The sequence below is a fragment of the Niveispirillum sp. SYP-B3756 genome (assembly GCF_009495745.1).
In the GTDB taxonomy this organism is placed as follows: Bacteria; Pseudomonadota; Alphaproteobacteria; order Azospirillales; family Azospirillaceae; genus Niveispirillum.
Genome location: NZ_WIDQ01000011.1, coordinates 73,512 through 92,808, shown reverse-complemented (window position 1 = coordinate 92,808; position 19,297 = coordinate 73,512). Strand labels below are relative to the sequence as shown.

The window sequence follows — 19,297 nt, the reverse complement described above, 5'->3', positions numbered from 1 at the left end:
AGCTGACAGCCCCTGCCGGCGCCACTGCGCCGACAGGGGCTAAGCGGCACGTCGGCAGACACGGGCGGGCCGTCAATCGGGCAAGGTCAAATCAAAGATCGTACCGCCCTGGCCGGATGGCAGGCAGCGCACATCGCCGCCATGGGCCCGGGCAATGGCACGCACTACGGCCAGCCCCAGCCCGCTGCCCTGCCCGGACCGGGATTTCTGGCCCCGGTGAAAAGCATCAAACACGCTTTCCCTAAACGCAGCCGGAATGCCCGGCCCCGCATCCTCTACCTGCAAATGGTACAGACCATTGCGGCGGAAGGACCGGATATGCAGCGATCCGGCTTCGGCATGATTGATGGCATTGTCCAGCAAGGCCATCAGGGCCTGGCGAATGCGCACCGGGTCGCAAACCACCTCGTCCGCGTCCATTTGCAACACCGGGACCAGCCCGGCGGCACGGAGATTGGGCTCCAGCGTTCCCACCGCATCGCGCAGGCTGGCGGCCAGATCGCCTTGTTCCAACTGGATATCCAGCCGCCCACTCTCCCCCAGACCCAGCACGCGCAGATCTTCCACCAGCCGGGCCAATCCTTCCACCTGGCTCAACAAGCCCGCCAGCAGGGCGGGTGTGGGCTGAAAGACCCCTTCGGTCAGACCCTGCAGCCGGCCGCGCAGCACCGTTACCGGTGTGCGCAGCTCATGGGCGATTGCGGCGTTCCAGAAGGCCCGGTCGCGGGCCATGCTTTCCATCTGTTCGGCCAGATTATTGAAGTCCAGCACCAGCCGCGTGGCTTCCCCAATGGGGCTGCCATCCATTGTCGCCCGGGCAGAAAGGTCGCCCTCCGCCACCCGGCGCAGGCTGGCCGCCACGGAATTCAGCGGTGCCAGGATGCGGCGGGCCAGGTTCACCGCAACACCTGTCGCCAAGATCAGCGCGACCAGCAACGTGCCCGCCATCCAGATGATTTCCACCGGGTTGGGAACGATGTCATCGGAAATGCTGGAAGGAAAATATGTATAAAAATAAGCATAAAAAGCATAAGAACCCAGGATAACAAGCAGTACCACACTGGTTGCGACGGCCGCCATCGACAGGATGATCTGACGCCGCAGACCGGAGCCCTTTGGAGGCACGATCGTTGGCGTCATACATCACCCAGCCGGTAACCGACGCCCCGGACATTTGCGGGCACACCCGCAACACCTTGCGCCTCCAGTTTTTTGCGCAGCTTGCTCAGATGGCTGTCCACCGTGCGTTCCAACGCCTCGCCTTCCGGCAGGCAAGCCTCCAGCAGTTCCATGCGGGTAAATACCCGCTTCGGCATCCGGGCCAGATGCACCAGCAGCCGATATTCGGTCAGGGTCAGGTCCAGGGGCAGGCTGCCGCCATCGGCTCTTTCAATCAGCGCCTGATGGCCGTCCAGGTCGATGCGCAGGGGGCTGAAGCGCAGGACACGCTGGGAACTGGCGCTCCCCTCCCCGCCACAGCGCCGCAGCACGGCTTGAACGCGCGCCACCACTTCCGCCGGGTTGAACGGCTTGACGACATAATCATCCGCGCCGATGCGCAGCCCCATCAGCTTGTCGATATCCTGGTCGAGCGCGGTCAACATGATGACGGGGGTATTGCCGCGATGGCGGATTTCGGCCAGCACCTGCCAGCCATCCAGCCGCGGCAACTGCACATCCAGCAGCACCAGATCGGGGCGCAAGGTCATATGCAGATCCAGGGCCCGCCGGCCATCCTCCGCGCGGACCACGCGCAACCCCGCTCGTTCCAGATAGGCGGTCAGGATATCGGCAATCTCCGGTTCATCCTCGGTGACGAGAATGAGCGCCTCGCCCGGCCGCCCCCGACCGGGTGCCGCCGCATCGTCATGCGCATCCAGTATCATCATTCTTTTTTGCCATCTCCATCATTTCTCCACACACCCTCGATTAAAACACAACGGTCCTCTCAGACTTTCCCGGCGAGCGCCAGTCGGCCGTCATCGCATCAATCGCGAGGCAAACAGAGAATATGTACCGTAAATTGGCAATAACCGCTCTGTTGTTGGGCGGGGCAGCCGCTGTAGGCTTCTTGATCCTGCACAAGGGGACGAAAACCCATGCCGAAGTCGCCAAGAAGGAGATTCTGAGCGTCACGGTCACCAGTCCCCATACACAGACAATCATCGACCATACCGGCGTTGCCGGCACATTGGTGCCGCGAGAAGAGACAACGGTGATGGCCGAGCTTACCAATGTGCGCATTCTGGATGTGTCGGCCGAGGTGGGCGATCACGTCAAGAAGGGCGATCCGCTGGCCGTGCTGGATAGCGAGGGCCTGCGCCTGCAGCTGGCGCAGATGGAGGCGGATTATGCCAAGGCCCGCGATGAGGCGACGCGGACCCTCTCCATCAAGGATACCGGCGCTGTCAGCGAAAGCCTGATCATGGAAAAGCGCAGCGCCCTGGCCACGATGAAGGCCAAGGTGGAGGAGGCCAAGCTGGCCATCCGGCGCGCCACCGTGCACGCGCCCACGGGCGGGGTGGTGTTCGAGCGCCGGGCCTTGGTGGGGGGAATCGCCAACGCAACCGATCCGCTGTTCCGCATTGCGCGCGACGGTGAAATCGAAGGCGAACTGCGGGTTCCCGAAGGCCAGGCCAACCGTGTGAAGCCGGCCAGCAATGTGCATCTGACGGTCCCTGGCGTGCAGGGTTCCCTGCTGGGATCGGTGCGGCTGGTCTCGCCGCGCATTGATGCATCCGACCGCGCCGCCGCGGTGCGTGTCACCATCCCCAGCGCCCAGGGGCTGATGGTGGGCGGATTCGTCCATGGCGATATTGAACTGAACCCGGTGACGGCCCTGGCCGTACCGGCCACGGCCATTCAGCGCGATGGCGAGGGGGCCTTTGTCTGGGAGGTGGATGCCAGCAACCATGTCGTCCGCCATGCCGTCACGCCCCTGCTGCAACGGGATGGTATGGCCCTGGTCGAAGGGGTCGCACCCGATCTACGGGTGGTGCAACGCGCGGGAACGCTGATCCGCGCGGGTGATTTCGTGAAGACGGTGGAGGCACGCTGAGCCATGTCCATGCCGATCTCTACCTGGGCCATCCGCAATCCGATTCCGCCCATCGTCCTGTTTCTGGTGCTGACAGTCGCCGGCCTGATCGCGTTCCGGCAGCTTCCCGTCACCAATATGCCCAATGCCGTGGTGCCGGTCGTCAGCGTCATCATCAACCAACCCGGGGCCTCCCCCAGCGAAATCGAAATCCAGATCACCCGACGCGTCGAAGGCGCCCTGGCGGGGCTGTCGGGGGTGAAGCACATCACCTCCACCATCGCCGAGGGTTCGTCCATCACCAATGTCGAATTCCATCTGGGCACGGATTACGACCGGGCCACCAATGATTCGCGCGACGCCGTGGCCAGCATCCGCGACCAGCTGCCGCGCTCCATCCTGGAACCGCAGGTGCGGCGGGAAGAGGCGGATGGCGGGGCCATCTTCTCCTTCGGTGTCGAGGCGCCCTCCATGCGGCCGGAGGAACTGTCCTGGTTCGTCGATGACACGGTCAATCGCCGGCTGCTGGCCTTACCCGGCGTTGCCAAGGTACAGCGCTATGGCGGCATCAACCATGAGGTGACGGTGACGCTGGACCCGGCCCGGCTGGCCGCCTTCGGTGTATCCGCCGCCGATGTCAGTCGCCAGCTGGCCCAGACCAATATCGATCTGCCGGGCGGCCGGCTGGTGCAGGAAGGCACGGAATACAGCCTGCGTACCCTGGGTGGCGTCCAGTCCGTGAAGGCGCTGCGCCAGACCTGGATCAATCTGGGCAATGGGCGCGGTGCCCGGCTGGGGGAGATTGCCACAGTGACCGATGGTGGGGCCGAACCCCGCTCCATCACCACCCTGAACGGCAAGCCGGCTGTCACCTTCGCGGTGTTCCGCGCCAAAGGGGCAAGCGAGCTGACGGTGGGTGCCGCCGTGCAGGAAGCGCTGGCCGATATTGCGGCCAACAACAAGGCCGTGACCTTCACCGAGCTGTTTTCCCTGGTCGATTTCACCCAGACCAGCTTCAGTTCCACCCTCTACACCTTTTTCGAAGGGGCGGTGCTGACGATCCTGACCGTCTTTTTGTTCCTGCGCGACGGGCGGTCGACGGCGCTGGCGGCCATCACCATCCCGCTCTCCATCATCCCCAGCTTCCTGGCGCTTTATTTCCTGGGCTATTCGCTGAACCTTGTCAGCCTGATGGCGATCTCCCTGGTCACCGGCGTGCTGGTGGATGATGCGATTGTGGAGATTGAGAATATCCATCGCCACATGGCGGATGATCCGAGCAAGACCCCCTATGCTGCCGCCATGATCGCCGCCGATGAGATCGGGCTGGCCGTGGTGGCGACCACGGCGGTGATCTGCGCCGTCTTCATGCCGGTCAGCTTCATGGGCGGCGTGGTCGGTCAATTCTTCGTGCAGTTCGGGGTGACGGTGGCTGTGGCGGCCTTCTTCTCCCTGGTGGTGGCCCGGCTGCTGACGCCGATGCTGGCAGCCTATCTGCTGCGCGCACCGGCCACCCATCAGGGCCCGGTTGAAGGGCGCTGGGGTGCCCGCTATCGGCGGCTGGTGGAATGGACGCTGGATCATCGCGCCGTGACCTTGCTGATCGCGGCGGCCAGCGTCGCCCTGTCCTTCGGCATGATCCCCCTGCTGTCGACCGGCTATCTGCCCTACGAGGATTATTCTCAGTCGACGCTGACCATCGAACTGCCGCGCGGTTCCACCCTGGCCCAGACGGATGCCACCGCGCAGCGTATGGCCGACATCCTGCGCGAACGGCCGGAAGTACTGTATGTGCTGACCAATGCCGGGGCTGAGCAGGGGGTGAATGTTGCCAGCCTGCAGATCAAGCTCGTTCCGCCCAAGGAGCGCGATATCAGCCAGCGTGAATTTGAAGGGCTCGTCCTGCCAGCCCTGTCGGAAGTGCCGGACGTCCGCGCCCGCTTCTCCAACTCCTCCGGTGGCAAGGATATCAGCATCATCCTGACCAGCGAGGATACGCAGGCCCTGGACCGGACGGCCAAGGCCGTCGAACGCGGTATGCGCGGTATTGACGGCATCAATTCGGTGGGCAGCACCGCTCCGGTGTCACAGCCGGAAATCGTCATCACGCCCGATTTCGCCAAGGCAGCCCAACTGGGCATCAGCGTTCAGGCACTGAGCGATGCCGTGAATATCGCCACCATCGGCGATACCGACGCCAACCTGGCCAAGTTCAACCATAGTGGCCGCCAGTTGGTTGTCCGGGTCCGGCTGGCGGCAGCACCGGAGACGACGCTGGAGACGGTGCGCGAATTGCGGGTTCCCACGGCCGGCGGCGGGTCGGTGCCGCTTTCTGAGGTCGCCAGCATCCGGTTCGGGGCGGGCCCTGCCAGCATCGAACGCTATGACCGGCGCCGTAAGATCGCGGTGGAAGCCAATGTGGACGGCCTGTCGCTGGGGGACGCGCTGGAACTGATCAATGATCTTCCGGCCATGGAGAATCTTCCCCGCAGCGTCGATGTCCGCAATGGCGGCGATGGGGAGGAGATGACCGATCTGTTCAACCGTTTTCTGGAAGCCATCGTCGCCGGGTTGATGCTGGTCTATGTCATCCAGGTTCTGCTCTACAAGGACTGGATTCAGCCGCTGACCCGGATGGCGGCGCTGCCACTCTCCGTCGGGGGGGCCTTTCTGGCCCTGTTGCTGACCGACACCGATCTCAACATGTCAGCCGCCATCGGCATCCTGATGTTGATGGGCATTGCCGACAAGAACTCCATCCTGCTGGTGGATTACATGGTGGAGCGTATCCGCAACGGGGTCGACCGGCGGCAGGCCATTATCGAATCCTGCACCGTCCGGGCCCGGCCGATCATCATGACCTCGCTGGCCATGCTGGCCGGGATGCTGCCCATCGCGCTGGGCATCGGCCTGGATACGGCTTTCCGCGAGCCCATGGCGATTGCGGTGATCGGGGGGCTGATCTCCTCCACCGCGCTCAGCCTGATCTTTGTACCGGTCCTGTTCGATTACGTGCGTGATGCCGAGGAGTGGCTGGTGCCGCGTCTGCGTCGTCTGCTCTGATACTCTGTTTCCATGATCAGAACCGATCGGTTCTGATCATGGCCCTCAAACGCCGGCGCCAACATCCGTTGGCTTGGCTTCACGCGGCACGGGCCGCGCGGCGGCGGTCGCCGCCGTACCAAGTTGCGATGCGTTCTGCTCGTCGCAACTTGGTATGACCTGCTCCTTCAGACCTGCCGCCCGGCGGACCCAATCCAGGGTCACCGGGCGGCAGGTGGCCCCGTTCCCTGGTCCAAGGACCGATCCCATGCGCCTGCCCATCCTGGTCGCCCTGATGCTGACCGTCTCCGCCTGCAAGACCGTGGCCCCGCTGGAAAAGCCGGAGCCGCCCATTCCCGCCGCCTTCACCCCGGCGCTGACAGCCAATGAGAATGCCGGCAGCAACCGGCTGGCGCGGGAGGAGATGTTCCACGACCCGCGCCTGCTGCGGGTGATCGATCTGGCCCTGGAGAATAACCGTGACCTGCGACTAGCCCTGCTGAATGTCGAAACGGCGCGGGCACAGAACAACATCCAGAATGCCGCGACCCAACCCGATATCGACCTCCAGACCTCCTCCAACGTGGAACGCACCCGGGTGCAGCGCAAGGGCAAGCCGGAGATGATTCTGCAGAACAATCTGAGCATTAACCTGAATGCGTTCGAGATTGATCTGTTCGGCCGCGTCCGGGCCATGACGGAGGCCGCCGCCGCCCGTTATCTGGCTAGCGAGGAAGGCTACCGGGCGGCACGGGCCACGCTGATCGGGGCTGTGGCCGATAGCTATTTTGCCCAGAGGCTGGCCGTTGAACAGCAGGCGCTGGCACAAAGCACCCTGGCGGACTGGCAACAATCGGCGAAACTGGCCAGCGCGCGCTGGCGCAGCGGCACTGGGAACGAGGTGGATGTTGTCCGCGCCCAGGCCCAGGTCTCTGCCGCCGAAGCGGATCTACGCGCGCGCGAACGGGCCGTGCTGCGCGCGGACAATGCGCTGCGCCTGGTGGTGGGCGCCGACTTGCCGGCCGACCTGCCCCCCGCCCTGGCGCTGGACCAGAATCCGGTGGTGACCCGGCTGCCGGCCGGTCTTCCCTCCGACCTGCTGCTGAACCGGCCGGATATCCGGCAGGCCGAACAGGTGCTGCAGGCAAGCAATGCCGATGTGGCGGCCGCCCGGGCCGCCTTCTTCCCCCGCCTGTCCTTGACAGCCGCTGTCGGTTTCACCTCCTCGGCCCTGGGATCGCTTTTCAACCCCACCAACAATACCTGGAGCTTCGCCCCCCGGCTGGCCCTGCCGATTTTCAATGGTGGCCGCCTGGAGGGGGAACTGGACCTGGCAAAGGTGCGGCGCAACGAAGCCGTCGCCCAATATGAAAAGGCCATCCAGACCGCCTTCCGCGAGGTTGCCGACGGGCTGGCAGGCAGCGCCACGCTGGACGCCCAGATTGATGCCCAGCAGCGCACCGTGGCCGAGGTGAAACGCGGCGTGGCCATGGCGGAAGCCCGTTACAAGGCCGGGCTGGAAGGCCGGCTGGAACTGTTGGATGCCCAGCGGCAGCTGCAGATGACCCAACAGGCCCTGCTCGCCCTGCAAGCCGAAAATATCGTCAACGCCGTCGCCCTCTACAAGGCACTGGGGGGAGAAGAGACCTGGAAATAATCGGAAAAAGGATCACAAGGGGCCGCCATGCCGGCCCCTCTTTTCTCCTGCCGATATTATGAATTGTTTCCAATCTGGGGCATTTTTTCGCCCCCAAAAGAGGGGGTGACTTTTACGAAGGGCGCGATATAAAGTCCGGCGGCGCAATGGATATTGAAGGCGGTGCTGTTCTTAGGAATTTTTTCTCCGACAGAATAAACTGCCCGCAATCACATTGAAATACCCGGTCAGAGAATCACGATGCGTATCGGCTTTCTTTTCAACCATGACCAAATTCATCAGGTCGCGCACAGCCTTCCTATCGCCATTGCGCTGGCCGATGCTGGTTTCGCCGGTGAGATCATTGTTGCCACCACCACAGAACGGATGAAGCGTGAGGTTCTGCGCCTGGGCGGCGACCGGATCGGGCGCAGCATCCAGCATGTGGCGCTGGAGTTGAAGGGAAAATCCCAGACCCTGTCGCGCCTGCTGGAATTCGCCATACCGTCCCGCAAGCTTTTGATCTATGGCGATAATCTGGATTTCTTCCGCAGCCTGGACATTATGGTGGTGGCGGAAAAGACCTCCCTGGTGCTGAAAAAGCACTACGGGCTGACCAATCTGAAAATCGTCCATACCCGCCATGGGGCCGGCGACCGGGCCATCGGCTTTGACAAGGCCAGTGCCGGTTTCGACCATGTGCTGTGCTCCGGCCCCAAGATCAAGGAACGGTTGATCGCGGAGGCGGGCGTTCCGGCGGAACGGATCAGCATTGTCGGTTATCCGAAATTCGACACGCTCAATCCCAGCGTCACCCGCTTTCCGGTGCAGAACGACAAGCCGGTGGTGTTCTACAATCCGCATTGTTCCGCCCATCTCTCCTCCTGGTTCAAACATGGGCGGCAGGTGCTGGATTTCTTTGTCGGGAATGATGATTACCAACTGATCTTCGCCCCCCATGTCATGCTGTTCGAGCGCAAGTTCGTGATGACCATCGACAAGCTGCGGCTGGATCGGCCGGGCCGTATTGACGAGCGCTATCTGAAGTCGCCCAACATCCATATTGATCTGGGCAGCCGTGCTTGCACGGATATGAGTTACACATTGATGGCCGATCTTTATCTGGGGGATGTCAGCAGCCAGATTTATGAATTCCTGCTGCGGCCACGCCCCTGCCTGTTCTTGAACAGCCAGGGCGTGGATTGGCGGCAAGACACCAATTACACCCACTGGCAGGCCGGCCCGGTGATTGACAGCCCGGCGCAACTGGCGACCGGGCTGAAGCGGGCGTTCGAAAGCCATGCGGGCGACTATCTGCCCGTGCAGCAGCAGATGTTCGCCCGCAGTTTCGATCTGGATGATCGCCCGTCCTCTCACCGGGCGGCGGAGGCTCTGATGCGACTGGCGGACCAGGCATCCGGGCGGCCTGGGTCATCTGGCGCTATTGCATGAGCGCGCTGATCACCATCCTGCTGCCCTTCTTCAATGAAGAAGGTTGGATCGGGTCGACCATCGACAGCCTCATCGCGCAGAAGGATCAGCGTTTCCATCTGATTTTATTGGATAATGGCTCCACCGACGGCGGGCGGCTGGAGGCGGAGCAGCATCTGGCCGGCTGGGATGCGGGCATGTCCAGGATCGTGCCGGTGGCCACACCGGGGAAAACCAATGCCCTGACCGTCGGCCTGTCACTGGTCACCACCCCCTATGTGGCCATCTGCGATGCCGATACCCATTACCCGCCCTGCTACGTCGCCAATTGTTTGAAACTGTTTGCCGGCCGCGCCGATGCGACGGCCGTCATGGCGATTGACCTCTACGATCCGGCAGACAGCGCGGCGGCAAAAAGGCGGATGAACCGTATCCTCGGCAAGGCCCGCCTGCACCGTGACCGCTGCCATGCCGGGGGCTATGCCCAGGCCTTCCGTACCGACGCGCTGCGGGCAGTCGGCGGCTTTGATACACAGCGCTGGCCCTTTGTGCTGGAGGATCACGAGGTCATCCATCGTGTTCACCGGCTGGGCATTTCGCTTTATGATGCCAGCCATTATTGTCACCCGTCGCCCCGGCGGGGTGACAGGCGCTGTGTCAGTTGGACAAGGTTCGAACGTTTGCTCTATCGCTTCATGCCCCGGTCCCGGATGGATTGGTTCTTTTACGAATTCCTGTGGCGGAGACTGGAACACCGCCGCGCCTTTGCCGCCGCTTTGCGAGAGAAGAATTGGACGTGAACCAGGGTGGGGCACCGCAGGGCACGCTGCGGCGCATTTTCGGCGGGCTTGGGCTGGTGCTGGGGGGTAAGGCCGGGGCGGGGCTGATCAGTCTGGCCTATCTGGTCATCGCCACCCGCGCCCTCGGCCCGCATGATTATGGTGTGCTGGTGCTGATCCATGGCTATGTCACCACCGTCTGCGGCATTGTGGAATTTCCCGCCTGGCAGGCCGTTGTCCGCTATGGGGCGGAGGCACGCCGCGATGAAGCCACACACCGGCTGGCCCGGCTGCTGCGCTTTGGTGCGCGGGTGGAATTGCTGGGCGGGCTGGCCGCCATCCTGACGGCAGCCATCTGCGCGCCGTTGATCGGCCCCCGGCTGGGCTGGCCGGAAACGGCACTGGTGCTCTCCCTGCCCTACAGTCTGGCCGTGCTGGGCTCCGTCCGCTCCACGCCGGCCGGATATCTGCAATTGATCAACCGGTTCGATCTGCTGGGGCTGCATAATCTGGTTCAGCCGCTGGTGCGGCTGACGGGTGCGGGTCTGGCGGCCTTTGCCGGCTGGGGGCTGACCGGCTTTCTGGTGGCCTGGCTGCTGGCGGCACTGGCGGAATTCGCTGTGCTCTGGGCACTGGGCCTGTGGTTCGCGCATCAGCATCTGGGGCGCGATCTGCACCACCCGGAGCCGGGCAATGCGGTGGCCGATAATCCGGGCATCTGGCGCTTCCTGCTGGCCAGCAATGCCGATGTCACCTTGAGCGAGCTGGCCGGGCGGGCGGCCCCGCTGATCGTTGGCTGGGTGCTGGGGCCGACGGCGGCGGGCCTGTTCTCCGTGGCGCAGCGCGCCACCGTGCTGATCGCCCAGCCGGCGCAGATATTGGGCAATACCGCCTATCCGGAGATGGCCCGCATGGTGGCCGGCGGACAGGGGGGCAGTGCCCTGCGCCACACGGTGCTGCGCGTCACCGGTATCGCGCTGGCGGCCAGCCTGCCCATCATTGCCCTGGTCTGGCTGTTCGCGCCGCAAATCGTCCGGCTGATCGCCGGGCCGGAATTTGCCGGGGCGGCGGGGTTGATGGTGGTGCTGGTGCTGGCCCGCGCGCTGGCCCTGGCCGGGCCGCCGGCCACGGCAGCACTGACGGCACTGGGCCGGCCGGGCTGGTCTATGTCGGCCAATCTGACGGCCAGCCTGCTGTTTTTGCCCATCCTGCCACTGCTGTTGAAGCTGCAGGGGCTGGACGGGGCCGGCCTCCAGGCCATCGGGCAGGCGGCCACCGCCAGCCTTTTGCTGCTGATCCTGGCCTGGAAACGGAGCGCGCAGGCATGAGCACCGCCCCCCGCATCGCCTATATCATCAATTCCGTGGAAGGCGGCGGGGCCGCCCTGCCCGTGCCCGCCGTTACAAAGGTAATGCGTGATGCCGGGGCCAGCGTGCGCGTCTTCGCCCTGACCCGCCGCGACGGCCGTGCCTTGCCGCCGATGCAGGCGGCCGGGCTGGACCCGCTGGTGCGCGAGGGCGGTACCGGCGACCATGGGCAGGCACTGCGCTGGCTGCACCGGGAAGTGCGGGCTTGGGGCGCCACCCATCTCTGGACCTCGCTCAGCCGCGCCACCATCCTGGGGCTGCTGCTGGGGCCCTATCTGGGCCTGCCCGTCATCTGCTGGCAGCACGCGGCCTTTCTGAAACCCTGGAACCGCCGCTTGATGCGGCTGCTGCAATCGCGGGCGACATTGTGGGTGGGGGATTCCGCCTCTGTCTCCGCCTTGACGCGGCAGCGGCTGGCAGTGGGCGAAGATCGGCTGATGACCTGGCCGATCTTTGCCGCGGACCCGGCCCAACCCGTCGCCCCGCCCTGGCAGCCGGGGCAGACGCTGGAATTGGGCAGCCTCGGCCGGCTGCATCCGGTCAAGGGCTATGAAGGCTTGATCGAAGCCCTGGCCCTGTTGCGCCAGCAGGGCTTCACCCCACCCTGCCCCATCCGCCTGACCCTGGCCGGCGAAGGCGATGAACGGGAAAGGCTGGCCGCCCTGGCGGCACAGGGCGGGGTGGCAGATATCGTGCTGCCCGGCTATGTTGACCAGCCGCAGCAATTTCTGGCCGGCCTGCATCTCTATCTGCAGCCCTCCCGGTCGGAAGGTTTCTGTATCGCTGCGCATGAAGCCATGGTGGCGGGGCTGCCCGTGCTGGCATCAGCCGTGGGGGAGATCCCCTTCAGTGTTCAGGAAGGCATTACCGGTCACACGGTGCCGCCACGCGATGTGCCAGCCCTGGCCGACCGGCTGGGAAGAATGCTGGCCGAACCGGGGCGGCTGCACGCCATGGGCAGTGCCGCGCGCGCACATATCCTCGACCGCTTCGCCCTCAGCCGCTTCAACGCAGCCGGTCAGGCCATCATGCAGCGGATCAGCGGAACCGGCGCCTGAGTTCCAGCCAGAGGCCGGCCAGCGAACGGTCGATATATTTCACGTCGATCACGGTAACCCCAGCCCCGCTGCTCAACGTGTGGAACCCCTCCCGGTAGCGCCCGGCCGAGGCCGGCACCACCAGCGGCGCGCCCGACGTGGCCGTAAACCCCGTCTCATCCAACCGATCGATCCAGAGCGGACGCAAGGCGCCCCCATAGGTGTGGCTGCAATCTTGCGTCGGCAGCATAATCCGCCCGTCGATCAACACCGCCGTACCGCCAGGGCGGGATGAGGCCATGTCGATGCGCACCGGGTTGCCCGGATGCGGATACCAGGGGCCGGTGATGCGCTCCGCCCAGGCAACATGCAGATGCCCCATGCGGGTTTCCCGCCGGTCGGCCGGGGAATAGAACAGCCACCAGCGCCCCTCATGGTAAAGCGGGGTGGCATCCACCGGCACCCGGTCCAGCCCGATCTCTGCTTCCCGCACCCAGTCATGCAAGCCGTCGCGCATCCGGTAGAGATAGAGGCGGCCGGAGCGGTGCGCCTCCGGTAGCATCCAGACAGCACCATCAGCCGCGAACACGGTGGGGTAGGAAAGGTGCCAGGGTTCCGCCAGACAGGGCCGCCGCTCCAGCAGCCTGAAATCAGCATCAAGCGTCAGCAGATCGATGGTGCCGTGCCGGCTGCTATAATCATAGGCCTCGGCGAACAGATGCAGTTGCCCATCCTGGCGCCAGGGAAAGGGATCGGCCAGGAAATGAAAACGGGGTTCTTCTGGCAGCCAGTGGACCGGCTGATCCGCCAGCCCCTGGCGCAACACCTGTTCCACAGGCCGGTCGATGATACCGCATCTCCAGATATCCTTGCGGCGCGGCATCTCTTCCCTCCCATCACCCAGTGCTGCGGGTGATGCGGATACCCAATTTCTTCACCCGGTGCCAGAGGCTGCGTTCAGTAATGCCCAGCCGCTCCGCCGCACGGGCCTGAATACCGCCACATTCCCGCAAGGCGCGGGTGAGGATTTCCTTTTCCACCCGCGCCAGTTCGGTATCCAGGTTGGCTGGCAGGGCCGCACCAGCACCGCTGGCCAGTCGCGGCCGATCCTCGAACAGATAGGGGGGCAGGTCGCCCACCTCCACCATCGGTCCCTGGGCCACAATAACTGCCCGTTCGATGCAGTTCTGCAGTTCCCGGATATTGCCCTGCCAGCGATAGGCCTCCATCGCCGTCAGCGCCGGCTTGGAAAAGCCGGTCAGCTTTTTGGACATGAAGCGGGCATGACGGGCAAGAAAATGGGCCGCGAGTGCGGGAATATCCCCCGGCCGATCCCGCAGAGCCGGCACGGTGATGGGGAAGACATTCAGCCGGTAATACAGATCCTCCCGGAAGCTGCCCTTCTCCACCTCCTTGCGCAGGTCACGGTGGCTGGCGGCAATGAAGCGGACATCCACCTTGATGGAACGGGTACCGCCCACCATCTCAAATGTCTGTTCCTGCACAGCCCGCAGCACCGTGGCCTGCAAAGCCAGCGGCATATCACCAATCTCATCCAGGAACAGGGTGCCGCCATTGGCCAGGGAGAAACGGCCATCGCGGGCAGCAATGGCACCGGTGAAGGCCCCCTTCACATGGCCGAACAGCTCGCTCTCCATCAGGTTTTCCGGGATGGCGGCGCAGTTGACGGCAACGAACGGCTTGTCGCGGCGCTGGCTGTTATCATGGATGGCGCGGGCAATCAGTTCCTTGCCAGTACCACTTTCCCCATGCAGCAGCACCGTGGCCCGGCTGTCGCACACATCGGTGACCTGTTTCAGCACCTGCTGAAACGGGGCGCTGGTGCCGATCAGGCTGCCGAAATCGAACTTGTCGCGCAGCTCCTGGCGCAGACGACGATTATCATCCTCCGCATCGCGCAGTTTAAGCGCCCGGCTGATGGTGGCGACGACATCGTCCATTTCAAAGGGTTTGGCGACATAGTCGAAGGCCCCCTCACGGATCAGCGCCACGGCATCGCGTACCGAGGCATAGGCCGTCATGATGATGACGGGCAGTTCCGGCCGCGCCACCTGCAACTGGTTCAGCAGATCCCGTCCGGAAGCACCCGGCATCCGCAGATCGCTCAGCACCAAGCGAACATCATTTTCATCCAGAAATGCCAGGGCAGCGGCCACATTATCCACGGCATGGGCTTCAAAACCGCGGGCTTGCAGCCCTGCCGCCGTCACCTCCCCCAGCCGCGTCTCGTCATCGACGATCAGGATCACGCCTACCTCCCCTCCTCCAGCGGTGCTAAAGGCAGCCGCAGGGTGAAACAGGTGCCCACACCTGATTCACTTTCACAAAAGACGGTTCCGCCATGCTGTTCGACAATATGGCGCACGCGGGCAAGGCCCAGGCCCGTGCCGCGCGGCTTGGTGGTGACGAACGGTTCGAACAGGCGCTGCCGCACCTCCGGATCGATGCCTTTGCCCGTGTCAGTGATACTGACCAGCACCAACTCCCCCTCCCGTTCCACCCGCGTGGTCAGGATACCCCCCTGGGGCATGGCATCCATGGCATTCAGGATGATGTTCAGAAAGACCTGGTGGAGTTGTTCGGCATCGGCCTGGATGATGAAGGTACCGGGCTGGCCGGCGCTTTCCACCACAATGCTGCGCTGCTCCAGATCATGCTTAGCGAAGGTCAGCGTATTGCCCAGTTCCAGCGCCACATCGACCGGCCGACGCAAAAGGACGCGCGGGCGGGCGAAATCCAGCAATTCCTGCACCAGATGATCGATCCGCCCCACCTCCTCCAGCACGAAGCCGACCAGCCGGTCGCTGTCCGGTGGCAGGGCAGATTTCATCCGCAGCACCTGGCTGGATGTCTTGATAATCCCCAGCGGGTTGCGGATTTCATGGGCCAGAACGGCCGCCGCCTCACCCAGCGTCGCCAGCTGTTCGCGTCGCCGCACCAGGGATTCACGCTCGCGCATCACCTCCAGCCGGGACGCCATGGCATTGAAACCTGCCGACAGCTCAGTCAGTTCCCCACCACCGGCCACGGGCACACGCGCCTTGAAATCCCCCTCCCGCACATGGCGCAAGGCCTGGTTCAGCAGCGCCAGGGGGCGGGAGATCAGTTTGGACAGCGTCAGCGCCACCAACAGTGAAATCAGCGCCGCACCACCGGACAGGGCGAGAAACAGTTCCAGCGTGCGCACATGGGCCAGCATGGACAACTGGTTGGCCAGCCGGCTGGAAACGATGCCCACCAGCGCCCCATCCAGATCACGCAAAGGCGCAAAGCCGGTAGCCAGATGGCCATCATCTTCCACCGGGGGTGCCAGCAGACTGCGCGCACCCGATGCCAACCTTTCCCGCACCCCTGGCGGCAGATGTGCCGTCACGCCATTCGCCAGTACGGTGCCATTACTGGAAATGGCAAAAACCTCGATCATCAGGCCGGGGACGCTGTCCGACATATTGATCATGATGCCGTCCCAGCGGTCGGCCACCAGGGCGTAATAACGTTGCCCATCCCGTTCGAACCGGCGTGTGGCCCCCATCAACAGGACGGGGCGGCCTTCATCATCGCTGACCAGAAAAAAGCCGCTGCGTTCTCCCTTGGGCAGGCTACTGCCACGCCCGACGGGGCCGTTGGAGAACAGCAGATTGCCACTGGCATCGTAGACGGCCACCGCATCGAAGCCGGCCGAATTCAACAGATGCGCGCTGAAATTAAGCGGCCCCTTATCCAGGCCACGGTTCCCCAGCGTCGCCGCCATGATGCTGGCGGCCTGTCGCGCCTCCGTCTCATCGCTCACCGATTGTTCGGCAAAGAAACGGGCCGATTCCTCCAGCCAGTTCTCCATGTTGGAGGCGAAGGACGCCGAAATAATGTCGGCCGCGATATAGCAGGCCAGCAAGACCGGTACGACGCTGACCAGGACGAAGGCAATGACCAGCCGCCAGCGCAGCCGCATATCCGGCAGGAATGACAAGACAAACGCCTTCCAGCCGATCTTCATGCCCCTTCCCCGCTGGCGTTGCGTGCCTTCAACTCCGGATCCCAACGATCAAAGGCCAGCCAGGGGGCGAGCCGCCGCAGCAAACGGTTCAACAGGCCGATACGGCAGCGCACCAGGATGGCAGAAGGCACCAGCCCGCTGCCAAACCGAAGCTTGGACGCGTAGGCGGTCTGGCCGGACTGGAACAGGCGGCGCCTCGTCTTCAATGTGAACCGCACATTTTCCATCCAGCTGACGGCATAGAGATTGTGGTCCCGCGCCAGGGGATATTCCATCCCCAGAAACTTGTCGATCACCCGGTCGTCACCCAACAATAAAAGGTTGAATGCCGCCAGCCGATCCCCCACCCAGTAGAGCACGAAACGCGCCCTGTCTCCCAGGGCTTCTGGAATTTTCCGGAAATATCCGGCGGGCAGTTCCTCAAAATCGCCATAGCTCAGGTTGGAATGGGTCCGGGTGCTCTCGTAAAGCGCCTCGATGCGGGGTAACAGGTCACCAGCCGACATCCGGTGCTCAATACGCACCTGGCTGCCGGCCGCCTTGAGTTTGCGCCGGATATCCTTGCGGGTGCCTGACGAAAGGCGTTCCAGATAGGCGGTCTCGCTGGCCACCCCGTCCAGGTCCAGGGCGGCAACGGGCAGGCTGTTGATATGGGTATAGCCGGCCGCCGCCAGCAGAGGGGAGAGCCAGCCCGCCTCCGGTGCTGCCATATCCTTGAACGCCAGCAGCCGCGCCTTGCGCCGCGCCGCCTCCCGCTCCAGCAGGTCCAGAAAGGCGGTCACCGCCCGCAGGCGCTGGTCGGGCGAAAGGCCGGGCCGCAAGGCCACTGGGCAGCGCTCCGTCAGTGCCGATCCCACACCCAGCAGGCGCCAGACCATCAGGCCCGGCAGCAGGCGGGACAGGAAACCGGCCACCGCCGCGGCCCGGCCTTCCTGGAAGGGCGTGTCCAGCCTGTATTCCATCTCGAACAGCGGGGCGGCCATCAGCAGGCCATCGGCATCCATAACGGCGGCAATCTCGCCGCCGCAGGCTTTCAGATAGGCCCAGCCCTCCGCCTCGCCGGTGAAACAGGCATCCCATTCCGCCTGGGGCAACCGGTCGATCCCGGGGAGAACCAGGGCGCGCAGACCGGTATCAACCGCCATTGGCCACCTTGGCGCGCACGGACGGGGTCGCACACACCCCGGAGAAGCCCCTCAGGAAACTGTTGACGCGGGCGGCCACCAGATCGCGCTGCCCGTCGACAGTCACCAGATGATAGCTGTCATCCAAAATCAACGCCTCCACCCGCCCGGCCAGATGGCGCTGAATGTGGAACGCATTGGACAGGCTGGCAATATCATCGTTGCGGGCATGAACCAGCAGGGTCGGCTGGCGCACCTGCCCCAGACGCGGCTTCACATCATCAGTCAGGCGCCACATCTCCCGAATAGCCCCGGACGGGGTGGAAAGCAGGCCGGCGGCCGAGCTGTCGCCACTGTGCATCGCCCGCACCACGGCGGCGCGGATACGTTCATCCTTGATGCCATAGGGCGGCTTTTCCACAAAGGAAAGCCGCGGCCCAATGGGGGTGTGGATCAGGATACGCAGCAGGAAACCATACCAGGGAATGGACCAGCCATCATAACGCAGCGTGGGCGCCAGCATCACCAGCCCATGCACGCGGTCCGGCTGCAAGGCTGCCAGCCGGGCGGCCAGCAGAGCCCCCATCGACAGGCCGCCGACAATGATCCGGTCGCAATCCTGTTCCAACCGGGCCAGACCCTCCTCAACCGAGGCATACCAGGACTGCCATGGAGTGGCGGCCAGTTCCTCCCCCGTGCCGCAATGGCCAGCCAGATGGCAGCACAGCACATCGGCCCCGCCATCGCGCGCCTTGCGGGCCAGCGGCTTCATTTCCACCGGCGTCCCGCCCAGCCCATGCACCAGCAGCAGACCCAGGCGCCCGCCATTGATCCCGTTGCCGGTCATATGGATGCTGCGATCGGTTGTCATAGTGGCCAAATCCTTTCACGGGCCATTTCATCGGCCATCGCCAGGATGCGCCGGTTGGTCCCGTCATTGATGCTCGATGTATTGTCAGGCGGCTGTACGGAATCGCGGTCGGTGGCCGACAGGAACCAGCGGAATGGATCACGGAAGACAGGGGGCGAATAATCGCCGCAGACATCCATGCCCAGAAGACGTCGTTTTTGCGCCAACCGGCGCACCAGCCCCAGCACGGCATCCAGATTCATGCCGCCCTGGTCCCAGTTGGTCACAGCCTCTTCCGGGGTCAGCACGTCCTTGTCCAGCGATACCCACAGGCCACCCGAAGGCAGCCGGCGGTCCAGATCGTCGCAGAACGCGTCCCAGTCGGCATTGTCCAGATTATGCCAGTGGATGGCCCCGTCACGCGTGCCACAGCCCGGACCATCGACCGGCCGGCCCCAGATGCGGCTGGGTTCGGCGTGCCAGGGATGCACCTCCAGCCGACCCGAACGGACTGCCTCCAGATTGGCGAACTGCCATTCCGGGCGCACGAAATCATCACTGGCCGGCCCGATGGTGACGATGCGCTGCACCAGCGGGTTCTCCAGCGCCCGGTTCACCCAGGCGCCGCAGTTCCAGGTGGCGGGAAAACCCGTCCAGTCCGGGTGATTGTCGAAATGCAGCACCGTGACCGGTTCGCGCACCGTCTGCAGGAAAAACGCCGCCAGATGGTGGAAGTCGCCCGACCCGTAGAAGATCAGCGGGGCAGCGCCATCCTTTGGCGAAAAGGCCGCATCAATCCGCTGCCGCAATGCCGCCAGACGGCGGCGCCCACCGACAATACGCAGACGCGGCCCCAGATCGCGGGCGGACACCAGCACAGCCTCCCCCTGCTGCACCTGATGCGCCAGCGCTGGTTGCGTGGTGAGCGACCCATCCAGGTCCAATATCAGGCACGGTACGCCCAACCCCATTGTCCCTG

General features: G+C 64.2%; 15 protein-coding genes. 7 read left to right on the top strand and 8 right to left on the bottom strand.

Annotated features, from left to right (window positions below; genetic code table 11):
- Nucleotides 1–72 precede the first annotated feature (72 nt).
- Together GE253_RS18815 and GE253_RS18810 are read right to left on the bottom strand one after the other, a co-directional pair.
- The gene (locus tag GE253_RS18815) at nucleotides 73–948 is read right to left on the bottom strand and encodes an ATP-binding protein (RefSeq protein WP_247878745.1); all 876 of its coding nucleotides are present in this window, start codon (nucleotides 946–948) and stop codon (nucleotides 73–75) included.
- A 188-nt stretch (nucleotides 949–1,136) separates the two neighbouring features.
- A complete protein-coding gene (locus GE253_RS18810) occupies nucleotides 1,137–1,886 on the bottom strand; it encodes a response regulator (protein ID WP_173012729.1) in 750 nt (249 codons plus the stop codon).
- Between the two features lie 125 nt (nucleotides 1,887–2,011).
- On the opposite strand from GE253_RS18810, the gene GE253_RS18805 reads away from it, so the two are divergent.
- The 7 genes from GE253_RS18805 (at nucleotide 2,012) to GE253_RS18775 (ending at nucleotide 12,350) form a co-directional block, all read left to right on the top strand.
- Nucleotides 2,012–3,058 carry an efflux RND transporter periplasmic adaptor subunit gene (locus GE253_RS18805; protein WP_153205690.1) on the top strand — a complete coding sequence of 349 codons (1,047 nt, stop codon included), beginning with the start codon at nucleotides 2,012–2,014 and terminating at the stop codon, nucleotides 3,056–3,058.
- Between the two features lie 3 nt (nucleotides 3,059–3,061).
- Nucleotides 3,062–6,100, top strand: a complete 3,039-nt coding sequence (locus GE253_RS18800) for an efflux RND transporter permease subunit (RefSeq protein WP_153205689.1) — start codon at nucleotides 3,062–3,064, stop codon at nucleotides 6,098–6,100.
- Nucleotides 6,101–6,347: 247 nt separating this feature from the next.
- The gene (locus GE253_RS18795) at nucleotides 6,348–7,736 is read left to right on the top strand and encodes an efflux transporter outer membrane subunit (protein WP_153205688.1); all 1,389 of its coding nucleotides are present in this window, start codon (nucleotides 6,348–6,350) and stop codon (nucleotides 7,734–7,736) included.
- A gap of 240 nt (nucleotides 7,737–7,976) precedes the next feature.
- Nucleotides 7,977–9,167, top strand: coding sequence for a hypothetical protein (locus GE253_RS18790; RefSeq protein ID WP_153205687.1), 1,191 nt, complete (start codon nucleotides 7,977–7,979; stop codon nucleotides 9,165–9,167).
- Nucleotides 9,164–9,946, top strand: a complete 783-nt coding sequence (locus GE253_RS18785; RefSeq protein ID WP_153205686.1) for a glycosyltransferase family 2 protein — start codon at nucleotides 9,164–9,166, stop codon at nucleotides 9,944–9,946. Before GE253_RS18790 ends, GE253_RS18785 begins: the two co-directional genes overlap by 4 nt.
- Nucleotides 9,943–11,253, top strand: coding sequence for a lipopolysaccharide biosynthesis protein (locus GE253_RS18780; protein WP_211101516.1), 1,311 nt, complete (start codon nucleotides 9,943–9,945; stop codon nucleotides 11,251–11,253). Before GE253_RS18785 ends, GE253_RS18780 begins: the two co-directional genes overlap by 4 nt.
- Nucleotides 11,250–12,350 carry a glycosyltransferase family 4 protein gene (locus GE253_RS18775; protein WP_153205685.1) on the top strand — a complete coding sequence of 367 codons (1,101 nt, stop codon included), beginning with the start codon at nucleotides 11,250–11,252 and terminating at the stop codon, nucleotides 12,348–12,350. Before GE253_RS18780 ends, GE253_RS18775 begins: the two co-directional genes overlap by 4 nt.
- Here GE253_RS18775 and GE253_RS18770 read toward each other — a convergent pair.
- From GE253_RS18770 to GE253_RS18745, 6 genes are read right to left on the bottom strand one after another with little or no spacing between them, the layout of a single operon-like run.
- Nucleotides 12,331–13,212 carry a formyl transferase gene (locus GE253_RS18770; RefSeq protein ID WP_173012725.1) on the bottom strand — a complete coding sequence of 294 codons (882 nt, stop codon included), beginning with the start codon at nucleotides 13,210–13,212 and terminating at the stop codon, nucleotides 12,331–12,333. The two genes, GE253_RS18775 and GE253_RS18770, sit on opposite strands and share 20 nt — an antisense overlap.
- Before the next feature lie 13 nt (nucleotides 13,213–13,225).
- Entirely contained in the window at nucleotides 13,226–14,599 is a 1,374-nt protein-coding gene (locus GE253_RS18765; RefSeq protein ID WP_348770898.1) for a sigma-54 dependent transcriptional regulator, read from the bottom strand.
- Nucleotides 14,600–14,601: 2 nt separating this feature from the next.
- Nucleotides 14,602–16,344, bottom strand: a complete 1,743-nt coding sequence (locus GE253_RS18760; protein ID WP_153205683.1) for an ATP-binding protein — start codon at nucleotides 16,342–16,344, stop codon at nucleotides 14,602–14,604.
- Nucleotides 16,341–17,489 carry a GNAT family N-acetyltransferase gene (locus tag GE253_RS18755; RefSeq protein WP_153205682.1) on the bottom strand — a complete coding sequence of 383 codons (1,149 nt, stop codon included), beginning with the start codon at nucleotides 17,487–17,489 and terminating at the stop codon, nucleotides 16,341–16,343. The genes GE253_RS18760 and GE253_RS18755 overlap by 4 nt, the downstream gene beginning before the upstream one ends.
- Nucleotides 17,479–18,339 carry an alpha/beta fold hydrolase gene (locus tag GE253_RS18750; protein ID WP_153205681.1) on the bottom strand — a complete coding sequence of 287 codons (861 nt, stop codon included), beginning with the start codon at nucleotides 18,337–18,339 and terminating at the stop codon, nucleotides 17,479–17,481. The genes GE253_RS18755 and GE253_RS18750 overlap by 11 nt, the downstream gene beginning before the upstream one ends.
- Nucleotides 18,336–19,283 carry an arginase family protein gene (locus GE253_RS18745; protein ID WP_247878743.1) on the bottom strand — a complete coding sequence of 316 codons (948 nt, stop codon included), beginning with the start codon at nucleotides 19,281–19,283 and terminating at the stop codon, nucleotides 18,336–18,338. Before GE253_RS18745 ends, GE253_RS18750 begins: the two co-directional genes overlap by 4 nt.
- Nucleotides 19,284–19,297: the final 14 nt, after the last annotated feature.

Excerpts from the sequence above, each read along its gene's own strand:
- GE253_RS18815 (WP_247878745.1), bottom strand. The coding sequence starts at position 948 with ATGGCGGGCACGTTGCTGGTCGCGCTGATCTTGGCGACAGGTGTTGCG.
- GE253_RS18810 (WP_173012729.1), bottom strand. The coding sequence starts at position 1,886 with ATGATACTGGATGCGCATGACGATGCGGCGGCACCCGGTCGGGGGCGG.
- GE253_RS18805 (WP_153205690.1), top strand. The coding sequence starts at position 2,012 with ATGTACCGTAAATTGGCAATAACCGCTCTGTTGTTGGGCGGGGCAGCC.
- GE253_RS18800 (WP_153205689.1), top strand. The coding sequence starts at position 3,062 with ATGTCCATGCCGATCTCTACCTGGGCCATCCGCAATCCGATTCCGCCC.
- GE253_RS18795 (WP_153205688.1), top strand. The coding sequence starts at position 6,348 with ATGCGCCTGCCCATCCTGGTCGCCCTGATGCTGACCGTCTCCGCCTGC.
- GE253_RS18790 (WP_153205687.1), top strand. The coding sequence starts at position 7,977 with ATGCGTATCGGCTTTCTTTTCAACCATGACCAAATTCATCAGGTCGCG.
- GE253_RS18785 (WP_153205686.1), top strand. The coding sequence starts at position 9,164 with ATGAGCGCGCTGATCACCATCCTGCTGCCCTTCTTCAATGAAGAAGGT.
- GE253_RS18775 (WP_153205685.1), top strand. The coding sequence starts at position 11,250 with ATGAGCACCGCCCCCCGCATCGCCTATATCATCAATTCCGTGGAAGGC.
- GE253_RS18770 (WP_173012725.1), bottom strand. The coding sequence starts at position 13,212 with ATGCCGCGCCGCAAGGATATCTGGAGATGCGGTATCATCGACCGGCCT.
- GE253_RS18760 (WP_153205683.1), bottom strand. The coding sequence starts at position 16,344 with ATGAAGATCGGCTGGAAGGCGTTTGTCTTGTCATTCCTGCCGGATATG.
- GE253_RS18755 (WP_153205682.1), bottom strand. The coding sequence starts at position 17,489 with ATGGCGGTTGATACCGGTCTGCGCGCCCTGGTTCTCCCCGGGATCGAC.
- GE253_RS18750 (WP_153205681.1), bottom strand. The coding sequence starts at position 18,339 with ATGACAACCGATCGCAGCATCCATATGACCGGCAACGGGATCAATGGC.